Raw genomic sequence first — 15,118 nt, forward strand, 5'->3', positions numbered from 1 at the left:
CCAGCCGACCCCGACGCTTTCCCGGAGCGCTTCCATGGATGCCGCCACGCCGGACACGTCTGCCCCCGTTGCCCCCGCGGCCGCCGGGACGCGCGGCCTCTCCCCGCGCCAGCAGCGCATCCGGTCGCTGTTCGACGCCATGGCCCCCCTGCGCGACCGCTGGGCCGAGCGCAACCGCGCCTTCCATGACGCCGACCGCGCCTATCTGCGCTTCCTGATTCCGGAAGGGGCGACGGTGCTGGAGATCGGCTGCGGCGTCGGCGACACGCTGGCGGATCTCAAGCCGTCGCGCGGCGTCGGCATCGACCTCAGCCCGGCGACCATCGCCGTGGCCAAGGCGCGCCATCCGCAGTTGGAGCTGATCGCCGCCGACGCCGAGGATCCGGCGACCATCGACGCCATCGAGGGACCGTTCAGCCACATCCTGCTGTCGGGCACCATCGGTTTCCTCGACGACATCGAGGAGACGCTGCGTCTGCTGCGCCGGGTCGCCAATCCCAAGACCCGCATCATCGTCAGCTATCACTCCCGCGTCTGGGAGCCGATCCTGTGGGCGGCGGAGAATCTCGGGATGCGCATGCCGCAGGGCCAGCAGAACTGGCTGTCGACCAGCGACATCGTCAACCTGCTGGATCTGGCCGGCTGGGAGCCGGTGCGCCGCGAATGGCGCCAGCTGATCCCGAAGCGGCTGTTCGGGCTGGGCACGCTGGTCAACCGCTACGTGGCGCCCCTGCCGGGCATCCGCCGGCTGTGCGTGCGCAACTATGTCGTCGCCCGGCCGCAGCCCACCGTCGAGGCGGTGACGGTGGACGGCAAGCCGGCCTCGGTCACCGTGCTGATCCCCTGCCGCAACGAGCGCGGCAACATCGAGAACGCCATCCGCCGCCTGCCCCGCTTCGCCCCCGACATCGAGGTGATCTATGTCGAGGGCAACAGCCAGGACAACACCTACGAGGAGTGCCTGCGCGTCCGCGACGCCTATCCCGACTGGGACATCAAGGTCATGAAGCAGCCCGGCAAGGGCAAGGGCGACGCGGTGCGCGCCGGCTTCGCCGTTGCGCGCGGCGACATCCTGATCATCCTCGACGCCGACCTGACGGTGCCGCCGGAGACGATGGGGAAATTCTATCAGGCGATGGTGTCGGGGCGCGGCGAGTTCGTGAACGGCACGCGGCTGGTCTACCCGATGGCGCCGGAGGCGATGCGCTTTCTGAACTTCCTGGCCAACCGGGCCTTCGCGCGCATCTTCTCCTTCCTGCTGAACCAGCGCTTCACCGACACGCTGTGCGGCACCAAGGTGCTGTGGCGCGAGGATTACGAGACCATCGTCGCCAACCGCCATTACTTCGGCGATTTCGATCCCTTCGGCGACTTCGACCTGATCTTCGGCGCCGCCAAGCAGAACCTGAAGATCGTCGAGGTGCCGGTGCGCTACGCCGACCGCAGCTATGGCGAGACGCAGATCTCCCGATTCACCCACGGCTGGCTCTTGGCCCGCATGGTGGTGTTCGCCTGGAAGAAGCTGAAGGCGTTCTAAGCCCTCACACCGGCTCGGCGGCGGCCAGCGGCAGGAAGGCCTGATAGCTGTCACGCTGTTCGGTCAGGCTCAGCAGCAGGTCGTTCAGGCTGTCGCGGGCGAAGCTGTCGGTAGCCGACGCCATCCGGCGGCGGACGACGGCGATGAACTCCTCCAGCACGTCCAGATGCAGGGTGGCGGAGGCGAGGACGTCCTTGGCGATCGGGGCGGCGATGGGGGCGGTCATGATGGCGGTCTTTCGCGGAGGAGGGGGCGGCGCAGAGGGAGCGGACTGGAGCAGTCGGATCAGGCGGCGAGCGCGTTGGCGGGCTGAACGGCCGCGAGCACGGTGCGGTAGGTCTCGCGCTGCTCGGTCAGGCCGGAGAGCAGGTCGGTCAGGCTGTCGCGGGTGAAATCGCTGGTGGCGCCGTCCAGCTTCGACTGGGTGATCGCGATGAATTCGTCGACCACATCCAGGTGCAGGGAAGCAGAGATGAAGACGTTGGCGGCGCAATCGGTCTTGGACATGGTGGCGATCCCTGTATTCGTGGCGGAGGCTTCTGCCCGTTCTGATGAGCTTATTGAGCCATCCGGCCAGTTAACGAGATGTTAAGATCACCGATTGGTTTCAGGTCGATTGATGATTACCACTTCCAAGAAAAACCCGATGGGGTGATTTTGCGGTAGGGTTACTTCTTTCGATGAGGATCCGGCTCCGGAAGCCGGCCGGAAAAAAGGCCCCGGAAAGTCCCGGGGCCTTATCGTCATGAGCGGTAGAGGCGCCAGTCATGGCTCTGGTCCCAAAGCCGCAAGGCGTCCGTGAAGGCGGCATTCCATCGGACCAGTGTGTCGCTGAGCACCGGAGGGACTTGGACCGCCGCTTCCATGGCCTCCTCATACTCCCGCCGGGCTTCGCGAACCCGGCGGCGCCGCCGCTCATACCGCTCGCGCTCGAAATCATAGGACATCGCCGCCCCCTTGGATGGGAGATGATCGGAAGCGTGCGAGCATAATCCAGAAAGCTTTTGTAAGCGAATCAAGGATTGTGTTTCAAAATAGAGGGCATAACCGATAAAATCGTTCGGGGCGACCAAAGGCCGCCCCGTTGGCCCGTCACGATCAGACAGCCTGCGGCAGCCCGTGGATGTAGCCGACACCGCCGCTGCGGCGGTTGCGGTAGGCGTCGTCGATCAGCCCGGCGAGGCTGTCCTTCACCTTGTCGTGCAGCCCCTTCTCCCAGTCGCCGGGATGCTGGAAGTTGCTCATGACATAGGAGAAGCCGTTGACGTCGTCGACCGCCTGCAGGCCGGTCGACTCCGCACCGGCCGGGCAGGACAGGATGCGGGCCAGCGTCTTGGTCTCGACGTTGTAGGCCCACAGGAAGTTGTTGACGTGGTTGCCGCTGTCCTCGCCGATGAACAGCGTGCGCAGCTTTTCGGAGAATTTCAGGTTGTCGGGGTTGGCGATCAGGTCGGCGTCGGCGGTGTTGCCCAGCGCGTCCGGCGTGGCCAGGTCGCGGCCGACCAGAGCCGGGACGGCGCTGAAATGCACCGGCACCCAGTCGCTGGCGATGGCGGATCCAGCCATGTCGGTCTGGCCGCTCTTCATCGGCAGCTGATAGACGGCGCCGGCGTTGATCTTGTCGACCTTGATGCCGCTCTTGCCGTCGCTCATCGTCTTGTAGATGTAGGACACGGCCATGTAGGCGGTCTTGTCCTTGGCGTTGACGGTGACGCCTTCCAGCTTGGTCAGGGCCAGGGTGGCGCCGACGGTGGGGGCGTAGCGGTGGGTCTCCAGGAAGGCGGCGGCCTTCTCCATGCCCGGCTTGAACTTGACCCACTGGGTCTTGCCGTTGAAGGGGATGGCGGTGAAGGACGGGTCCTTCGGATCCTCCTTCTTCACCTCGACGATGTCGGCGGCCTTCAGGCTGTCGGCCAGCTTCTCGATCTCGGCGCTGGTGGCGTGGCCCAGCTTGACCCACTTCAGCGCAAAGGCGCCGCCCTTGTCGATGTCCTTGCCGGCCTCCTGCTCCATCTTCGCGGCATAGAGGGTGCCGGCGGACAGGTCCTTGGCCTGATCAGCGATGAACATGAACAGGCCGCCGTTGGTGGCGTCGTCGCCCATCAGCACGGTGCGCTCGTCCGGCATCACCTGCACCAGCTCGTGCGAGATGCGGCCCAGGCAATAGTGCTTCTTGATGCTGCCGGTGCCGTCGGCGTTCACCGTCACTTCCGGCAGGTGGCCGTAATGATAGGGGTTGGCCTTGGTCTCGTCGCCGAACAGGTTCTTGCTGTAGGCACGGAACTGGTCGTCCAGCGCCGCCGCGTCCGGCTCGTACTCCTCGCTCGACAGGTGGGTGTTCCAGGGCGACAGGCTGGCGCCGCAGGTGATCCACAGGCCGTGCGCCGGGCTGGTGTCGACGTTGTGGTACTGCACCAGATTCAGCGCGCCGGTCTCCTTGTTCTGGTCCAGCGTCAGGACGGCGATCGGCGACGGCAGCTTGCCGTACATCGAGGCGTCCTTGGAATCGCGGGTGGCGTATTCGAACTGGACGACGGCGAACAGGGTGTTGCCGGTCACGCCCGCCACCTTGGCGCCGGGGATCGGGGCCAGCAGGTTGCAGCCGTCCGGGCAGTCGGAGAAGAACGGCGCCGGGGTTGCCATCGACTGATCGAGGATCGGCTTGCCGTTGATGTCGGTATAGCCGCCGGCCAGGATCGTGCCGCCCTTGCCGTCCGGCACCATATCGCCGGTGATGAACAGCGGCTGGTAGCCGAGCGCGAAGCTCTGCTTGGAGCCGTCGGCCCAGGTCACGACCATGCTGGACTCGACCGTGGTCTTGGCCTGCGCGGCGGCGGTGGTGGGGGCGGCCATGCCGACGAACTCGACGGCGACCGGCGCGCCCTTGGCGGATGCTGCCTCGGCGCCCGAGGCGAACAGCAGCTCGCCGGCGCCGATGCCGGCGACCGGCAGCAGCGGCAGCCCGGCAAGGGCGCGGAGCACCGAACGGCGCGACGTTTCAGGCAGCTGGACGGGCAAGTTGGTCATGGCTGGTGTCTCCCGAACCCTCATCAGGGCAAGCGGCTGGCATGAGCGGCGCCATCGGCCATTGAAGCCCGTTCGGCGCCGCCTTGGTCTTGGCGAGCGTCGGGAAGCTACAGCGGGGATGTTACAGTTTGACGGTCGGCTCCCATCATGGACGCCGAAGGGGACTGCCCGCTTTAGCCGGCCGGAGAATTTGGCCCGCAAACTTGCGGAGCGCTCGGGCGGACATATATCAGAACAAACACCGAACAGTATGGCGATTATGCTTCTCAGCTACAAATACCGCATCCACCCGAACCGGCGTCAGCGCGAAGCGCTCGACGAGATGCTGTATTGGTTCTGCCAGCTCTACAACGCCGGGCTTCAACAGCGCATCGAGGCCTATCGCCGGCAGGGCGTTTCACTGACCTACAAGGCCCAGGCCGACGAACTCAAGCTGCTGCGCACCGAGGTGCCGGAACTCGGCAACTATTCGTTCTCAGCCGAGCAGCAGGTGCTGCGCCGGCTCACCAAGACCTTCAATGCCTTCTTCGGTCGTGTGAAGCGTAGCGCCAAGGCTGGCTTTCCGCGCTTCAAGGCGTCCGCCCGCTTTCACGCGGCCGACTTCCGCTTTGGTGATGGCCTGACGATGAAGCCGGGGCGGCGGTTGTCGATCGTCGGGATTCCAGGCTTGGTGAAGGTCAAATGGCACCGCGACTGGCCGCCGGGGGCGGCGTGCGGCGCGGCCGTCATCACCCGTCAGGCCGGCAAGTGGTCTGTCGTGTTCCAGCTCGATGCGCCGGTGGAGCACTCGGTGACCGGGCCGGTCACCGTCGGCCTCGACGCCGGACTGTCGGCGCTGGTGGCGCTGTCGGACGGCGCTCTGGTCGAGCGGCCGAACTGGACTAAGAAGGCCGCCAAGGGGCTGCGCAAGCGCCAGCGGGCGGTGTCTCGCAGCCGCAAACCGAATCTACGGAGCAAACGCCGGAAGAAGGCGACGGCGCGTCTGGCGGCTTACAGCCGCAAGACCGCCAACCGCCGCGCCGATCACCTGCACAAGCTGGCGGCGGACATCGTCGCCCGCTACGACCGCATCGCGGTCGAAGACCTCACCATTCAAGGCCTGGCCCGCTCGATGCTGGCCAAGGACGTGTTGGACGCTGCGTGGGGCCTGTTGATGGCGCTGATCGCTTACAAGGCCGAGAGAGCCGGTAAGCTGGTGGTCGCCGTCGATCCGCGCGGCACATCGCAAGAGTGCCCGTGCTGCGGTGCCAAGGTCGAAAAGACCCTGGCCGATCGCGTGCACCGGTGCCCGGACTGCGGTCTGGTCGAAAACCGCGACGTGGCGGCCGCGTCCGTCATCGAGTTCCGGGCCTTCGGGCACAACAAATTCAGGCCTGGATCGGGCCTTCGGACGCCAAGCGGGCGGGTTGCCGCGTAGCTTGTCCGAGAAGCTGCCGCGCTTTAGCCGGCGGAGTGATCACTGCCGGGTCTGCGGGTCCTGACAGCGCAGCTCGTAGCGGCCCTTCATCGGCTCGGCGGCGGCCGGGAGTGCGGCTAGGAGTGCAAGGGCGCCGGTCAGCAGAAGGGCGGCCATCGGGGGGAACAGGGCGAAGCGGGTCATCGGGCTTTTCCTCAACCGGCTGTGTCTGGGGAGTGGGGACGGGACAGCACCCGCGCGATGTCGGCCTGCCAGACCATGCTGACCAGCGCGATCTGGGTCAGCAGGTGCATCTCGCCGCGGCCGATGGCCTCCAGCAGCTCCGCCCTTGTCAGGTGCAGGATCTCGGTGTCCTCCAGGTCGTCGACGATCGGCTCGGCGACGCGGCGGCAACCGGTGGCGTGGAACATGTGCGACCAAGCCCCGCCCTGGTTGGCGTTGACGATGTAGGCGCCGAGGTCGGTCCAGCGCTCCGCCTCCATCCCGGTCTCCTCCATCAGCTCGCGCTTGGCTGCGGCCAGCGGTTCCTCGCCGGGGGACAGGTGGCCGCCGGGAAAGACCAGACCGACCTTGCGCGGGCCGTGGCGGTATTGGCGGTAGGTGACGATCCGCCCGTCCGCCATCTCGGCGAAGATGCAGGCGAAGGAGGGCTGGTCGAACTGGTAATAGTCGTCGATCCGCCGGCCGTCCGGCAGCTCCACCGTCTCCACCCGCACCTTCAGGAAGGGATCGGCGTCGAGCAGCTCGCGGCTGCCCAGCACGGTCCAGGGGCGATGCAGGCGGTAAGGGCGGTGTCCGGGCATGGAATGGCCTGTTCCGTGATGGGGGCGATCACCACAGCCGCGTGACGATGCCGTCGAAGACCGCGTCGGCGGAGACCAGCGGCAGCTTGTAATGCATCGCCGTGGCCGCCAACAGACGGTCAAAAGGATCACGGTGGGTCCAGTCCATCATGCCGGCGATCAGGCAGACCGCAGGATCGAAGCCGGCCACAAGCCCGCCTTGGTCGGTCAGCAGGGCATCCAGCCGTTCCACGAAGGGCGCCATCTCCGGCCATTTGCCGAGCCGGACCTTCTGGGCGATTTCAAAGAAGGTGATCGGGCTGACCAGGACCATGTCTGCCGCGGCGATGGCGGCGACCGCCGGCTTCGACAAGCGGGCATCGCCGGACAGGCTCCAGGCCCAGGCATGGGTGTCGAGGAGGACCGCCGTCATGGAGCCCCGGAGGCCTCCCCTTCCCAGCCGTCGAGATCGGCATCGTCCATCGGTTCGAAGAAGTCCGGCCCGGTGCCGAGCTTGCCCTTCAGCAGGCCGATGGTGAATGCCCCGCGGGAAACCGGGACCAGCCGCACGACGGGCTTGCTTCCCTTGGCAATGACGACCTCTTCGCCGCGCAGTGCCGCCTCGATCAGCTTGGACAGGTTGGTCTTGGCCGCATGAATGGTGACCTGCCGCATCCAGCCCCTCCATTTTTCTCAAGAATCATAGACGTCGACCTCGTCTTAGTCAACTTAGCTAATATCATAACGTGACGGTGCATTCCCTAGGCGTGGTTGATAATTTCAACATGCTTTGATGAAAATTTTCCAGTTGTGAGGCGATGTCTGGGGGAATGAGAAGGGATTTTGTAGAAAGAATAGGAGTGTTGTTCTCTAATGGCGTGTGTCAGATTAAACAAATTGCGACAGAATGATTCCGATCATCCATTCGCATTGAGCTGCTTCGGCAAAATGCGTATCGGTTCGTGTTCCATTTTCATCAAGAAGCATGCGCACCGACTCCCGTTCCCCGATCCCGCGCCTGATCCACCAGACCTGGAAGACACGTGACGTTCCGCCGGAATTCCAGGCGCTGCAGCGCAGCTGGATCGAGCGCAATCCCGGATTCGAGTACCTGTTCTGGACCGACGAGGACATCGGGCGCTTCATCGCGGAGGAGCATCCGGCGCTGCTGCCGGTCTTCCACGGCTATGCCGATCCCATCGCGCGGATCGATCTGGCGCGCTACCTGATCCTGCGCCGGTTCGGCGGGGTCTATGCCGACCTCGATTTCGAATGCCTGCGCCCGATCGACGGGTTGCTGGAGGGCCGGAGCTTCGTCGTCGGGCTGGAGCCGGAGGAGCATGGCAGGCTGGCGAAGGCGGTGGAGCGCGGGCTTCCCCGCATCCTGTGCCCGTCCTTCCTGGCGTCGGTGCCCGGCCATCCCTTCTGGGACCATCTGCTGGACCGGCTGGTCGAGGCGCGGTCCAGCGCCGACGTGCTGGACGCCACCGGCCCCTTCCTACTGACCCGCGCCCATGCGTCCTATGACCGGGAAGGTGCTGCCGCGGTGACGGTGCTGCCGCCGGACCTGCTCTACCCCGTGACCAAGGAGGACTGTTGGACCGGCCGCCTGTTCGATCCCATTTTCTGGGAACAGGCGACCCGCCGGGCCTATGCCGTCCATTACTGGGAGGGCACCTGGTTCCGCGGCGATGCCGGGCGCGCTGCCGGACCCGGCGCCGGCCTGCCCCGGCAGGTCGCGGCGGTGGTGACCGACGGCCGGCCGGAGAGGGCCCGCTCCTCCGCTTCTGGCTCCGTGGCGAAGGCGGAGGGGCTGCCGCTGATCTCCTGCCTGATGGTGACCAAAGGGCGGAGGGCGCTGCTGGAGGTTGCCATCGGCTGCTTCGCGCGCCAGACCTATCCCAACCGCGAACTGGTCATCGTCTGCGACAGCCCGGCGCTGCCGCAGGACGATCCGCTGGAGCGCGCCATCCGCGCCGCCGGGTGCCGGAACGTTCGTCTGATCCGGGTCGATGCGGCCGGCCGGCAGGGCGGTGGGACGCTGGGCGAACTGCGCAACATCGCCGTCGACCATGCGGCCGGCCATTATGTCTGCCAGTGGGACGACGACGACCTCTACGACCCCTGCCGGCTGGAGATGCAGCAGCGGGTGTTGGCCGCCGCCGGCGCGCAGGCCTGCCTGCTCGGCCGCTGGATGATCTGGTGGCCGGCCGAGGGCCGGCTGGCGGTGTCCGGCGAGCGGGACTGGGAAGGCTCGCTGTTGTGCGAGAAGGCGGCGATGCCGCGCTATCCGGCCCTTCGTCGCGGCGAGGACACGCCGGTGGTCGAGCAGCTGCGCCGCAGCGCCCGCGTCGTGCGGATGGACCTGCCGCGGCTCTACACCTACGTCGTCCATGGCGGCAACACCTTCGGCGCCCCGCATTTCGAAGTTCACTGGCAGATGGCCACCGCCCGTTTCGATGGCGACCGGTGCCGCGCTGTGCTGGAGGAAATGGGCAAGCGCCTGCCGGTGGAGGCTTACCGTGAGGTGGCGCTGCACGATGCGGGGGACATGAGGTCCATCCCGCCCAAAGCGGACATCGAGGTCGAAGTCGCCGGGCACCTGAGCGCGGCGATCGGGCTGGGAAGTGCCGTGCGCGGGACGGTGGCCGCGCTGCGGGCGTCGGGGCTGCCGGTGACGGTGATCGACATGCCGCTCGACGAGACCCACCCCGTTGCCTTGTCCGATGTGCCATCGCAGGGGGTGGAGAATGCCGCCGCCGCAGATGCCTTCGCTGTGACGGTGGTCCACACCAACCCGGATGCCCTGCGTCAGTCGCTGAACGCTCGCCGCCTCGATCCCCGCTTCGATCCGCGTCTTGATCCCCAGCGGCTGTCCGGCCGCTTCACCATCGGCTATTGGGCCTGGGAGGCGTCGGCGGGGATTCCCGAGCCTTGGCGGGAGTGCCTGCCGCTGGTCGACGAGGTCTGGGTGCCCAGCAGCTTCACCGCCGCCGCGGTGGCGCCGCATGTCCCGGTGCCGGTGATCGCCATGCCGCATGCTGTGGCGCCGCCGCAGGGGCCTCCCGCATTCGGCCGGCAGGCATTCGGCATTCCCGACGGCACGGTCTGCTTCTTGTTCCTGTTCGACGCGACCAGCAACGTCACGCGCAAAAATCCGGCTGGCCTGATCCGCGCCTACCGCACCGCCTTCCCCGACGCCGCGTCCGACACCCTGCTGATCATCAAAGCGAAGAAGCTGACGGACGGCGAGCGCCGCGCGCTGGAGGCGTTGGCCGGCGGCCGGCCGGACATCCGCATCATCAACGAACCCTGGACGGCGGAGCGGACCGCCGCCCTGATGGCGGCCTGCGATGCCTATGTCTCCTTGCACCGGGCGGAGGGATTCGGGCTGACGGTCGCCGAGGCGATGGCCTGCGGCAAGCCCGTCATCGCCACCGCCTATTCCGGCACCCTGGACATCACCACGCCGGACACGGCCTGTCTCGTGCCCTGCCGTACCGTCATGCTGGAGGCGGACGACGGCTATTACCGGCGCGGCACCGTCTGGGCCGATCCCGACCTGGAGGTGGCGGCCCGGCTGATGCGCCGGGTGGCGTCCCATCCCGACGAGGCCCGCGCGGTGGGTGCGCGCGCCGCCGCCAGAATGCGGACCCTCTTCAGCCCGGAGGTGGTCGGAGCCCGGATGCGCGACCGCCTGTCGGTCCTGATGGCGTCGCGGTCGCGCCGGCCGGCCGGGCCTTCGCCCTCTCCCGCTGTCCGGACCCCGGAGACCGCGCGGACGGGGCTCGGGGCAGGGCGGGTGACCGGGCGGGGAGCGGAGCGCGTGCTGGTGCTGACCCCGGTGAAGGACGCCGTCTCCCATCTGCCGCGCTATCTGGAGCTGCTCGGCCGGCTCGACCATGATCCGTCCCGCTTGTCGCTGGGCTTCCTGGAGGGGGACAGTCGTGACGGCACCCATGACTGGCTGGCCGCAAGGCTGCCGGAGCTTCAGCGGCGCTATCGCCGGGTGACGCTGTTGCGCCACGACTACGGATTTCGGCCCGAGGAGCCCCGCTGGACGCCGCAAATCCAGCGGCGGCGGCGGGAACTGCTGGCGCGCTCGCGCAACCGGCTGCTGGCCGGCGCGCTGGGTGACGAGGACTGGGTGCTGTGGCTCGACGCCGATCTGATCGATCATCCGCCGGACCTGCTGGCCCGTCTGCTCGCCGCCGGGCGCGATATCGCCGTTCCCCACTGCGTCCTGCCCGACGGACGGACCTTCGACCTCAACAGCTTCCGGCTGACAGGAGAGGAGGATCCGCGCCATCTGGTCGATGGCATTTTCCAGCCGCCGCGCGGCGCGGGCCGGCTCTATCTGGATGCTTTCGTTGGCGAGGAGATCGTACCGCTGGACGGGGTGGGCGGCACGGCGCTGCTGGTGCGCGCGGACCTTCACCGCGAGGGACTGTGTTTCCCTCCCTACAGCCACTGCGGCTACATCGAGACCGAGGGGCTGGCGATGATGGCCAAGGATATGGGCGTGACCGCCTGGGGCCTGCCGGACCTGCGCATCGTCCACGCCGATCACTGAGCCGATCACGGAAGAGTCCGATCCCGTCCTTCCTGTCCGGGAGTTCCCTATGCCTGATCAGTCTATACCCGACCATTTCTTATCTGACGGCGTCCATGCGGTCTCCGGGCTTGCGGCAAGCGTGATCGTCTGCACCTACCGGCGGCCGGACCTGCTCGACCTCTGCCTCGCCAGTCTGGTCGGGCAGACGGCCACCGGCGGATCCCATGAGATCCTGGTGATCGACAACGGCCCGCAGCAGGAGGCCCGGCTGGTGGTGGAGCGGTGGCGCCCCACCTTCGCCAGGCATGGGAGCAGCCTGAACCATGTGGTGGAGGAGAGGACCGGAGTCGGCTTCGCCCGCAACCGCGGCGTCACCCTGGCCGCCGCCTCGCTGGTCGCTTTCATCGACGATGACGAACAGGCTCTTCCCGGCTGGCTGGAGGGGCTTACGGCGCCCTTCGCCGATCCAGCCGTCGACATGGTCGCCGGCGAGGTCGATCCCGATTTTGGCAGCCATCCCCGTCCCGACTGGCTGACCGACGGGCTGCTGCACGTCTTCTCCTGCCGTTGGGGCTGGGACACGGAATCCCGGTTTTTGAAACCGGGTGAATGGTTCGGCGAAGGCAATTGCGCCTTCCGCAAGCGGCTGCTCGACGGCCGCGGCTTTCCAACCGATGTGGGACGCAGCGGCGACGGGCTGATGGCGAGCGAGGGCATGCTGTTCACCGCCCTGCGCGCCGGTGGTGCCACCGTCTATTACGTGCCGGGCGCCCGTGTGTCCCACCGCATCCATCCCGACCGGCTGGACAAGGCCTGGGTCCTGCGGCGGATGTTCTTCCAGGGCACCTCCGACTACATCGCCCACCGCCGCTATGGTCTGAGCAAGCTGCCCCAGGACTTCAACCTCAGCCTGGGCAAGCTGATGGCGCTCGACGTGCAGGCGCTGGACCCAGCCAGTCTGCAGGCGATGGCGGGCCTCTACTACCAGCTCGGCTACGCGGCGGCGTCCAACATGTACTGATGCATCCGGTCTTCTCAGGGTGCGACGTAGATCTGGTTCACAAAGGGATCCAGCCCATCCGGCACATCGGCGCAGCGGCGGTCGAGCGTCGGGACAGTCGGGCCGTGGGGCGTGCGGTTGACGTTGTACTGGGCCGTCAGCAGCAGGCGGCGGCCGCGCCGCGGCAGGGCACCCTTGTGGACGCCGTAGGTGTCGCCCAGGAAGCGGCTGCCGGCCGCGCCGGTCATCGTCACCGTGCCGGCGGTGCCGAAGGCGGCCTCCACCTGCGCGTCGCTCAGGGCGCGGCCGGTGGAGAGCAGGCGGCTGCGGTGGCTGCCCTTGACGAAGATGTGCGGGCCGCCGTCCTCGTCCACGTCGGTCAGGTAGAAGAAGAGCTTGAAGCCGCGCAGGCTGTCCAGGTCGCGGTGGTGGCGCTGGGTGCCCTTGGCCGCCTCCCGTCCGCCGAAACTCTCCCCGCCCCAGGACCACCAGCAGCCGATGTTGTCGAGGATCGGCTTGCAGCCGAGATACAGCTCCGCCGTCTCCAGCACCTGCGGATCGTTGAAGAGAGCCAGCACATGGGGGGCGCGCAGGATCTGGTCGACGCCGTGATAGCCCATGTTGGACTCCGGGCTGGGCGGGCTGTTGGGCCGGAACCAGCCCAGATGCGGACGGAAGGGATCCTGGCAGGGGGTGTTTTCGAAATAGCTGCGCAAGTCGGCGACGACGGCCGGGTCGATCGGCGGCAGCAGCGGGGTGATGCCGTCCGTCTCCAGCGTCCGGCACCAGTCCCGCGCCTCCAGCGACGGGTAGAAGCCCGGCGTGTGCGGTCGCCGGGCCGCGATCAGCGCCGCCAGCCGGTCGCGCAGGACTGGATCGGTGACGATGGGCAGGATGTCGTAGATGGCGTAGCGCGGATCGGCCTTCGCCTTGCGCCAGTAGGCCCGCGGCGATGCGATGCGCGTGCGCAGATTGTCCAGAAAGCTGCCGACGGAGGCGGAGGCGGGGACGAAGGAGGACGCCATGGGATGCGACACCGCGTGGAAGGAGAATTCTCTGTGACGAAGACTCTCCACAAGGGTGTCAGTCTTTCAAGGCGCATCCGCATCGCCGCACCGCACTGCTGCTGAGGCACGAGGTCGCGGGTCTATAGAGGGGCGGGTTTATTGGGGTTGGGCTTGCACAGGATCGGCGGACGATCAATGTTACATGTAACACCAAGGAAGTGCCTGCCCATGCCCACGCCGCTTTCCTTCCGCGTTCAGCGCCATCGCAACGGCCTGCGTGCCGCCGGGCTGCGGCCGTTGCAGATCTGGGTGCCGGACACCCGCCGGCCCGGCTTCGCCGCCGAATGCCGGCGCCAGTCTCTGCTGGTCCGGGACACGCCGCAGGAGCAGGAGACGATGGACTGGCTGGACGTGGTTCGCGACATCGAGGGCTGGGAATGAGGCGCGGCGATCTGGTGACAGTCGCCTTGCAGGGTGACTACGGCAAGCCGCGTCCGGTACTGGTCATCCAGTCCGACCTTTTCGACGGGCATCCCAGCGTCACCATCCTGCCGATCACGAGCGCCTTGGTGGACGCGCCGCTGTTCCGCCTGTCGGTCGATCCGACTCCGGGCAACGGTCTGCGCAAACGCTCGCAGGTGATGGTCGACAAGGTCCAGACGATCGCCCGCGACAAGATCGGGGAGGCGTTCGGACGGTTGGAGGATGAAAGCATGCTGGCGGTCAACCGGGCGTTCCTTCTCTGGATCGGGCTGGCCTGAGCAGACTTGTCCTTGTGCAGGCTCGCTGCTGTTTTTCAAGGAGGGAGTAGGGAACCCGATGGCCATGACCGATGTCGAGCATCGCGTGCTGTACCGTGACCCGCGGTTCTATGCGTCCTTCCCGTCGCTCACCCCGGTGGGAGACGGATCGGTGCTGCTGGCCTTCCGGCGGGCGCGCGATCATCGCTGGCTGCGCGGGGCTACATTCCGGGCGGGGGAGACCGGCTTCAACCATGTCGACCATCTCGATTCCCGTTCGCAGACCGTGCTGTTGCGGCTCGGCCCCGAGGCCAAACCACTGGGGGAGGAGATGCCCCTGCCTCCCGATCCGCAGGCGGCCGACCAGGACGCCAGCCTGCTGAGCTTGCGTGACGGCCGCATCCTGCTGACCGGATTTTGCTGGTATCCGGTGCCATCGTCGCAAGGGGAGGCGCTGCGTGCGTTGGGGATCGGGCTGACCGGCAATCCGCAGAAGACCGGCGACCTCTACATCTTCTGGGGCGGCTACAGCCGGCACAGCGACGATGGCGGCCGGAGCTGGACGCCGCACCGCGACCTGCCCCCCCTGCCCGGCCATCCCGACATCGTGCCGGGACAGCGGCCCTTTTTCGGTGGGGCGGTGCGCGGCCGGGCGGTGGAGGCGCCGGACGGCACCATCCTGCAGACCGGCTACACCCACCACCCCTCCACCGGCACCTATGCCAGCCATCTCTTCGCCTCGACCGACCGGGGGGAGAGCTGGGTCCATCGGGCGATTATCGCCATCGACCCCGAGGCCAAGGCCGGCTTCTGCGAGACGGCGCTGCATCTGGACGCCGACGGCGTGCTGCACGCCTTCCACCGAACCACCGGGCTGGACGACCATCTGGCGACTTCACGCTCCACCGATCTGGGCCACAGCTGGGAACCGTGGCGGCGCCAGACGGTGGTCGGCCATCCCTATGACGCCTGCCCGCTGCCGGACGGCCGGCTGCTGCTGGTCGGCGGCTACCGCCATGCACCCTACGGCGTGCGCGCCCGCCTCTACGACCC

Annotated in this window: 16 protein-coding genes; 7 read left to right on the forward strand and 9 right to left on the reverse strand. The window is 67.3% G+C overall.

Annotated features, from left to right (window positions below; all coding sequences use genetic code 11):
• Positions 1-34: 34 nt before the first annotated feature.
• Positions 35-1,537 (forward strand): glycosyltransferase, encoded by a 1,503-nt coding sequence (locus TSH20_RS03145; protein ID WP_247871234.1) that lies wholly within the window; start codon positions 35-37, stop codon positions 1,535-1,537.
• Positions 1,538-1,541: 4 nt separating this feature from the next.
• On the opposite strand, the gene TSH20_RS03150 is transcribed toward TSH20_RS03145, so the two are convergent.
• The 4 genes from TSH20_RS03150 to TSH20_RS03165 all read right to left on the reverse strand — a co-directional run bounded on the left by TSH20_RS03150 (position 1,542) and on the right by TSH20_RS03165 (position 4,564).
• A complete protein-coding gene (locus TSH20_RS03150; protein WP_109073356.1) occupies positions 1,542-1,763 on the reverse strand; it encodes a hypothetical protein in 222 nt (73 codons plus the stop codon).
• A 59-nt stretch (positions 1,764-1,822) separates the two neighbouring features.
• Positions 1,823-2,044, reverse strand: coding sequence for a hypothetical protein (locus tag TSH20_RS03155; RefSeq protein WP_109073357.1), 222 nt, complete (start codon positions 2,042-2,044; stop codon positions 1,823-1,825).
• Between the two features lie 236 nt (positions 2,045-2,280).
• Positions 2,281-2,484, reverse strand: a complete 204-nt coding sequence (locus TSH20_RS03160) for a hypothetical protein (protein ID WP_109073358.1) — start codon at positions 2,482-2,484, stop codon at positions 2,281-2,283.
• Between the two features lie 151 nt (positions 2,485-2,635).
• Positions 2,636-4,564 (reverse strand): alkaline phosphatase PhoX, encoded by a 1,929-nt coding sequence (locus TSH20_RS03165; protein WP_109073359.1) that lies wholly within the window; start codon positions 4,562-4,564, stop codon positions 2,636-2,638.
• A gap of 259 nt (positions 4,565-4,823) precedes the next feature.
• On the opposite strand from TSH20_RS03165, the gene TSH20_RS03170 reads away from it, so the two are divergent.
• Positions 4,824-5,981: an RNA-guided endonuclease TnpB family protein gene (locus tag TSH20_RS03170; RefSeq protein WP_109073360.1), complete on the forward strand. Its 1,158-nt coding sequence runs from the start codon at positions 4,824-4,826 to the stop codon at positions 5,979-5,981.
• A 39-nt stretch (positions 5,982-6,020) separates the two neighbouring features.
• Here TSH20_RS03170 and TSH20_RS34860 read toward each other — a convergent pair whose 3' ends face one another.
• Genes TSH20_RS34860 through TSH20_RS03185 form a run of 4 tightly spaced genes read right to left on the reverse strand, consistent with a single transcriptional unit; the run spans position 6,021 to position 7,438 of the window.
• Positions 6,021-6,164 (reverse strand): hypothetical protein, encoded by a 144-nt coding sequence (locus TSH20_RS34860; protein ID WP_158281942.1) that lies wholly within the window; start codon positions 6,162-6,164, stop codon positions 6,021-6,023.
• An 11-nt stretch (positions 6,165-6,175) separates the two neighbouring features.
• Positions 6,176-6,784, reverse strand: coding sequence for an NUDIX hydrolase (locus TSH20_RS03175; protein ID WP_109073361.1), 609 nt, complete (start codon positions 6,782-6,784; stop codon positions 6,176-6,178).
• 28 nt (positions 6,785-6,812) lie between these two features.
• Positions 6,813-7,196 carry a type II toxin-antitoxin system VapC family toxin gene (locus tag TSH20_RS03180; protein WP_109073362.1) on the reverse strand — a complete coding sequence of 128 codons (384 nt, stop codon included), beginning with the start codon at positions 7,194-7,196 and terminating at the stop codon, positions 6,813-6,815.
• A complete protein-coding gene (locus TSH20_RS03185; protein ID WP_109073363.1) occupies positions 7,193-7,438 on the reverse strand; it encodes a type II toxin-antitoxin system prevent-host-death family antitoxin in 246 nt (81 codons plus the stop codon). The genes TSH20_RS03180 and TSH20_RS03185 overlap by 4 nt, the downstream gene beginning before the upstream one ends.
• 310 nt (positions 7,439-7,748) lie before the next feature.
• Between TSH20_RS03185 and TSH20_RS35590 the strand changes: the two genes are divergently transcribed.
• Both TSH20_RS35590 and TSH20_RS03200 read left to right on the forward strand, forming a co-directional pair.
• Positions 7,749-11,336: a glycosyltransferase gene (locus TSH20_RS35590; protein ID WP_158281943.1), complete on the forward strand. Its 3,588-nt coding sequence runs from the start codon at positions 7,749-7,751 to the stop codon at positions 11,334-11,336.
• Positions 11,337-11,385: 49 nt separating this feature from the next.
• Positions 11,386-12,339 (forward strand): glycosyltransferase family 2 protein, encoded by a 954-nt coding sequence (locus TSH20_RS03200; protein ID WP_109073364.1) that lies wholly within the window; start codon positions 11,386-11,388, stop codon positions 12,337-12,339.
• Positions 12,340-12,353: 14 nt separating this feature from the next.
• On the opposite strand, the gene TSH20_RS03205 is transcribed toward TSH20_RS03200, so the two are convergent.
• On the reverse strand, positions 12,354-13,343 hold the full coding sequence (locus TSH20_RS03205) for a hypothetical protein (RefSeq protein WP_109073372.1): 990 nt from the start codon (positions 13,341-13,343) through the stop codon (positions 12,354-12,356).
• Between the two features lie 210 nt (positions 13,344-13,553).
• Here TSH20_RS03205 and TSH20_RS03210 point away from each other — a divergent pair, with 210 nt between their 5' ends.
• The 3 genes from TSH20_RS03210 to TSH20_RS03220 all read left to right on the forward strand — a co-directional run.
• A complete protein-coding gene (locus TSH20_RS03210) occupies positions 13,554-13,766 on the forward strand; it encodes an antitoxin MazE family protein (RefSeq protein WP_109073365.1) in 213 nt (70 codons plus the stop codon).
• Positions 13,763-14,086, forward strand: a complete 324-nt coding sequence (locus TSH20_RS03215; RefSeq protein ID WP_109073366.1) for a type II toxin-antitoxin system PemK/MazF family toxin — start codon at positions 13,763-13,765, stop codon at positions 14,084-14,086. Before TSH20_RS03210 ends, TSH20_RS03215 begins: the two co-directional genes overlap by 4 nt.
• A 58-nt stretch (positions 14,087-14,144) precedes the next feature.
• On the forward strand, positions 14,145-15,118 hold a 974-nt coding region (locus TSH20_RS03220), incomplete at its 3' end, for a sialidase family protein (protein ID WP_109073367.1).

The organism is Azospirillum sp. TSH20, assembly GCF_003115935.1.
In the GTDB taxonomy this organism is placed as follows: Bacteria; Pseudomonadota; Alphaproteobacteria; order Azospirillales; family Azospirillaceae; genus Azospirillum.

Excerpts from the sequence above, each read along its gene's own strand:
- TSH20_RS03205 (WP_109073372.1), bottom strand. The coding sequence starts at position 13,343 with ATGGCGTCCTCCTTCGTCCCCGCCTCCGCCTCCGTCGGCAGCTTTCTG.
- TSH20_RS03145 (WP_247871234.1), top strand. The coding sequence starts at position 35 with ATGGATGCCGCCACGCCGGACACGTCTGCCCCCGTTGCCCCCGCGGCC.
- TSH20_RS03180 (WP_109073362.1), bottom strand. The coding sequence starts at position 7,196 with ATGACGGCGGTCCTCCTCGACACCCATGCCTGGGCCTGGAGCCTGTCC.
- TSH20_RS03150 (WP_109073356.1), bottom strand. The coding sequence starts at position 1,763 with ATGACCGCCCCCATCGCCGCCCCGATCGCCAAGGACGTCCTCGCCTCC.
- TSH20_RS03200 (WP_109073364.1), top strand. The coding sequence starts at position 11,386 with ATGCCTGATCAGTCTATACCCGACCATTTCTTATCTGACGGCGTCCAT.
- TSH20_RS03175 (WP_109073361.1), bottom strand. The coding sequence starts at position 6,784 with ATGCCCGGACACCGCCCTTACCGCCTGCATCGCCCCTGGACCGTGCTG.
- TSH20_RS03215 (WP_109073366.1), top strand. The coding sequence starts at position 13,763 with ATGAGGCGCGGCGATCTGGTGACAGTCGCCTTGCAGGGTGACTACGGC.
- TSH20_RS03155 (WP_109073357.1), bottom strand. The coding sequence starts at position 2,044 with ATGTCCAAGACCGATTGCGCCGCCAACGTCTTCATCTCTGCTTCCCTG.
- TSH20_RS03165 (WP_109073359.1), bottom strand. The coding sequence starts at position 4,564 with ATGACCAACTTGCCCGTCCAGCTGCCTGAAACGTCGCGCCGTTCGGTG.
- TSH20_RS35590 (WP_158281943.1), top strand. The coding sequence starts at position 7,749 with ATGCGCACCGACTCCCGTTCCCCGATCCCGCGCCTGATCCACCAGACC.
- TSH20_RS03160 (WP_109073358.1), bottom strand. The coding sequence starts at position 2,484 with ATGTCCTATGATTTCGAGCGCGAGCGGTATGAGCGGCGGCGCCGCCGG.
- TSH20_RS03185 (WP_109073363.1), bottom strand. The coding sequence starts at position 7,438 with ATGCGGCAGGTCACCATTCATGCGGCCAAGACCAACCTGTCCAAGCTG.
- TSH20_RS03210 (WP_109073365.1), top strand. The coding sequence starts at position 13,554 with ATGCCCACGCCGCTTTCCTTCCGCGTTCAGCGCCATCGCAACGGCCTG.
- TSH20_RS34860 (WP_158281942.1), bottom strand. The coding sequence starts at position 6,164 with ATGACCCGCTTCGCCCTGTTCCCCCCGATGGCCGCCCTTCTGCTGACC.
- TSH20_RS03170 (WP_109073360.1), top strand. The coding sequence starts at position 4,824 with ATGCTTCTCAGCTACAAATACCGCATCCACCCGAACCGGCGTCAGCGC.